Below are 2,613 nucleotides of genomic sequence, written 5' to 3' on the forward strand. Positions count from 1 at the left end.
CGCCGGTCCCGCCGGCGCGCCACCCCGCCCCTGTGACATGGCGGGGCCTGTTCCCGGAGATCGCGCAAGATGCAGTGGATCAACTCGCTGAAACTGAAACCGAAGCTGATGCTTACTTTCGGCGTCGTGCTGTTCGTCATGTTGTTGCAGGGCATCGTCGCTTATCGCGGCCTGCACTCGCTGAACAACGTCACCACCGACCTCGCTGAAAACCGCATGCCCAGCCTTCGCACCACCGGTGAGTTGAGTGGCATGGTCAGCGAATACCGCAATGCGTCCTACCAGAGCCTGGTGCGCGCAAGCGATGACGTCAAAGCCGACGCGAAGGCGCGCGCCACCGAGCTGCGCATGCAGATCGACACCACCATCGCCGCCTATCCGAAGCTGATCGACAGCCCCGAACAGAAGAAGCTGTTCGACAAGTTTGTCGCCGACTGGGGCAAGACCGCTGCTTCCTATGACGCGGTCACTGAAATGCTGGCACTGGACTTGCCAGATGACGCCATCGACACCTTCGTTGGCGAGACCCGCAACCTGCATCGCAATGCCTATACGGCCTTGCAGGCGCTGGCTGCAAATGACAATACCCGTGCCCAGGCAGCCGCCAAGCAAGCCGCGGAAACCTACCGCGCATCGGCCCTGCTCATCATCGTCGCCGTAGTGGTCGGCGGTGCCGCCGGCCTGGCACTGATCTGGTTGTTCGCTGCCTCGCTGGTGAAGGCAATGCGCGGTGCCGTTGACGTTGCAACCGAAGTGGCAAGCGGCAAACTGGACGGCTCCATCGACGTGTCGCGCGCCGACGAAGTTGGCGACCTGCTGCGCGCCATGCAACGCATGCAGCGTGACCTGCGCGAACGCATCGAGCGTGACCAGGTCGTTGCCAACGAGAACCTGCGCATCCGTACCGCGCTGGACTACTCGTCTACCGGCGTGTTCCTGACCAATAGCGATCTGGAGATCGTCTACGCCAACCGCGCCCTGCTCGACAAGCTCAATGAACACCACGAGCAGATCACCGGCGCACTCAGTCACTTCGACGCCAGCAAGGCGCTGATCGGCCAGCCGGTTACCGTGCTTGAGCATCGTGGCGAAGTGGACGGCAAGGTACTGGAAGCACTCGACAAGACCGGCGTGTTCAAGCGCGAGATGCGCTTCGGGGATGCCGAGTTCGCACAGACCATCTCGGTGATCCGCGACGACAACAATGTCGCCGTTGGCCACGTCGTTGAGTGGCGCGACCGCAGCACCGAGGCCCAGGTCGAGAAGGAAGTTGCGCGCATCATCGAGGCTGCCGCCGCCGGCGACCTCAGCGGTCGGATCGAAACCGCCGACAAGGACGGCTTCTTCCTGCAGCTGGCCAGCCAGATCAACGGCCTGCTCGACGCCAATGCAAGCAGTCTGGAGCAGATTTCCGCACTGCTGTCGGGCCTGTCCCGCGGCGACCTGACCGTGCGCATGCACGGCGAATACCAGGGCGTATTCGCCACCATGCGTGACGATGCCAATGCCACCGCCGAGCAGCTGACCGGCATCGTCGGTCGCATCAAGCAGTCCTCGGTGTCGATCAACTCGGCTGCCACCGAGATTGCTGCGGGCAACAACGATCTGTCGCGTCGTACCGAGCAGCAGGCCGCCAACCTCGAAGAAACGGCTGCGTCGATGGAGGAACTGACCTCCACCGTGCGCCAGAACGCCGAGTCGGCACGCCAGGCCAACCAGCTCGCCATCGGCGCGGCCTCGGTAGCCTCGCAGGGCGGCGAAGTGGTCAGCCAGGTGGTTACCACCATGACCCAGATCGAGCAGTCCTCGCGCAAGATCGCCGAGATCATCTCGGTCATCGACGGCATCGCCTTCCAGACCAACATCCTGGCCTTGAATGCAGCGGTGGAAGCCGCACGCGCCGGCGAACAGGGCCGCGGCTTTGCCGTCGTCGCCTCGGAAGTGCGTACGCTTGCACAGCGTTCGGCGGGTGCAGCCAAGGAAATCAAGGGCCTGATCGACGACTCGGTCGGCAAGGTCGCCGACGGCTCGGCCCTGGTACGCAAGGCCGGTACCACCATGGGCGAGATCGTCGCCTCGGTGCAACGCGTGACCGACATCATGGCCGAGATCTCCGCTGCCTCGCAGGAGCAGTCTGCTGGCATCGAGCAGGTCAACCAGACCATTGTGCAGATGGACGAAACCACCCAGCAGAACGCTGCGCTGGTCGAGGAAGCCACCGCGTCCGCCCGTTCGATGGAAGAGCAGGCTGCACACCTGGCAAACGTGGTGTCCGTGTTCCAGCTGGAAGAAGGCGTTGCAGTCACCGACACCACGGCTTACGTGCGTGAACCGGCACCCCGCCCTGCCGTCCAGGCAGCAGCACCGGCACCGCGTCGTCGCGCCGCGGCCGCACGCACCGCCGTAGCTGAACTGGCCGACTCGGATTGGCAAGAGTTCTAAGCAGCACGTTTCTCGGTTTTTGACGGCAACGCCATCAACCTGAGCAACTGAGCCACCCGAAATCCGATGCCAGTCCCTGGCATCGGATTTTTTTGTTTGTGGGAGCGGCGTAAGCCGCGAAGCTGACCTACCGTCGGTTGAGGCACCGCCGACGACTGTGAGCACCAATAG

1 protein-coding gene is annotated in these 2,613 nt (G+C 63.5%); it reads left to right on the forward strand.

All coding sequences use genetic code 11. The features are described 5' to 3' along the window. Window positions 1-69 precede the first annotated feature (69 nt). A complete protein-coding gene (locus QMX78_RS21095; protein ID WP_282273355.1) occupies window positions 70-2,442 on the forward strand; it encodes a methyl-accepting chemotaxis protein in 2,373 nt (790 codons plus the stop codon). The last annotated feature ends 171 nt before the right edge of the window (window positions 2,443-2,613 follow it).

The organism is Stenotrophomonas sp. PS02298 (assembly GCF_029959445.1).
Taxonomy (GTDB): Bacteria; Pseudomonadota; Gammaproteobacteria; order Xanthomonadales; family Xanthomonadaceae; genus Stenotrophomonas.

Bases quoted from the DNA above. Each gene is read 5' to 3' on its own strand.
- QMX78_RS21095 (WP_282273355.1), top strand. From the start codon at position 70: ATGCAGTGGATCAACTCGCTGAAACTGAAACCGAAGCTGATGCTTACT.